A 1,814-nucleotide genomic window follows, 5' to 3' on the forward strand; every position below is an offset into this window, starting at 1 on the left:
CAGTCGCGCGCTCATGGGGGCAGAGGCTACGGACATCCCCGCCGGCCGGGCCAGCGGATATCTGCGGCTCGCCGGCCGGCCGATCGGCCCGGGGCGCGGCCGGGGCGGTGGAGGGGGCGCCTTGCCTCCGGACGGAAACGCGATATAGCGTGAGTCGTGTTGCTCATACCTCCAGGAGGTTGTCCGGTGTCCGAACTCTCGCCGCGGGAGCAGTCCGACGACGGCCGGCTGCGCGCCTCGGACGGTGAGCGCGACCACACCGCGGCGCTGCTCGGCGACGCCTTCGCCGCGGGCCGGTTGACCGTCGAGGAGCACGCCGAGCGGCTGGAGGCCGTCTACGGCGCCCGGACGCGCGGCGAGTTGGTGCCGCTCACCGCGGACCTGCCCGCCCCCGCGCCCGGCGCGCGGCTCGCCTCGCCCGCCGACCACGAGCGGGTGCACGCCACCTTCAGCAAGGTCCGGCGCGGCGGCCAGTGGCCGGTCCCGCCGCACACCACCGCCTTCGCCCGCTTCGGCGCGATCGTGGTCGACCTGCGGCAGGCCGTCTTCACCCGCCGCGAGATCGTCATCGACGCCGGCTCCTTCTGCGGCAAGGTCGAGATCTTCGTCCCCCGCGACGCCCAGGTCTACGACACCGGCACCGCGCTGTTCGGCAAGCGCTCGCAGATCGGCGGCCGCGACGGCAAGTCCGACGACGGCCCCGTGGTCCGCGTCACCGGACGCTCGGTGTTCGGACACGTCCGGGTGATGCGCGATGCCAAATACCCCTGGCGCGATGGGCGCTGACCGGACGCCCGGCTGGCGGGCTACCGGCGCCGGCCCGCCAGCCAGGCATCCTCGGCGGCGTAGTCGAACCAGTCGTTCTGCGCCGAGTGGCGGGCCGGGACGGGGAAGACCTCGCGCCAGTCCCTGCCGTCCAGGGACTCGGCCAGCCCGGCCACCGTCTCCGGCAGCGACTCCAGATAGCCGGTGACCGGGCGGTAGCCCAACTCCCGCTCCGCCGCGGACATGTCCAGCACGAGCGGGTGCGCGATGCCCCACGGGTGGTCGCCGACCGTCGGCCCCGGCGGCGGCCCGGGCACCAGGACCGTCTCGCTGCCGCGCCCCAGCGCCGCGTCCACGGCTGCCGCGATCTCCGCGACCGTCGGTACCTCCGGGTCGCCGGCGTTCAGCGTCCGCGAGCCGGGATGGCGGGCGGCGAGCCGCACCAGCTCGGCGATGTTGGCGGAGTGCACCGGGTGGAAGCGGCTGGTGCCGCCGTAGGGCAGCACCCGCACCGGCCGGTGGTCCAGCGCCCGCTTGACGAAGTACAGTTCGCGCGGCATCGGGCTGTGCGGGCCGTGGATCGCCCCGGCCCGCAGCAGCGTGGTCGGCAGCCGGGACCCCGCCGCCAGCAGCGCCCGCTCCAGTTCGACCTTCCGCGTCCCGTACGTGCCCGGGCCGGGCGGCACCGTGCGATGGGTCTCGGGTATCGGCACCGGGTAGCGCGGGAAGCCGTCCGGCTCCTCCTGGGTGTCGAAGCTGCGGCCCCGATCGTCCTCGTACACCGCGGCGCTGGAGATCACCACCGCCGATCCGATCCGGTCGGCCAGCGACAGCAGTTGCCGCGCGTGCCCCGCGTCGTAGGCGACACAGTCGAGCAGCACGTCGCAGCCGTCACCGAGCGCGGCGGCCAGCGCCGCGTCGTCGGTACGGTCCACCCGCACCGTGCGGACCGTGTCCGGCCATTCCTCGGCCGCGCCGCCGCCCCGGGAAGCGGCCGTCACCTGCCAGCCGTCCGCGGCGAGCGCGCGGACCGCCTGCCGCCCGATCTG

2 protein-coding genes are annotated in these 1,814 nt (G+C 75.4%); one reads left to right on the plus strand and one right to left on the minus strand.

From position 1 onward, the window contains the following. Positions 1-186 precede the first annotated feature (186 nt). Positions 187-786, plus strand: coding sequence for a DUF1707 SHOCT-like domain-containing protein (locus GA0115240_RS32015; RefSeq protein WP_256070131.1), 600 nt, complete (start codon positions 187-189; stop codon positions 784-786). A 20-nt stretch (positions 787-806) separates the two neighbouring features. On the opposite strand, the gene GA0115240_RS32020 is transcribed toward GA0115240_RS32015, so the two are convergent. Continuing rightward, positions 807-1,814 (minus strand): NAD-dependent epimerase/dehydratase family protein (locus GA0115240_RS32020; protein ID WP_202451946.1); only part of this gene is annotated, 1,008 nt, incomplete at its 5' end.

It is taken from the genome of Streptomyces sp. DvalAA-14 (assembly GCF_900091855.1).
GTDB lineage: Bacteria > Actinomycetota > Actinomycetes > Streptomycetales > Streptomycetaceae > Actinacidiphila.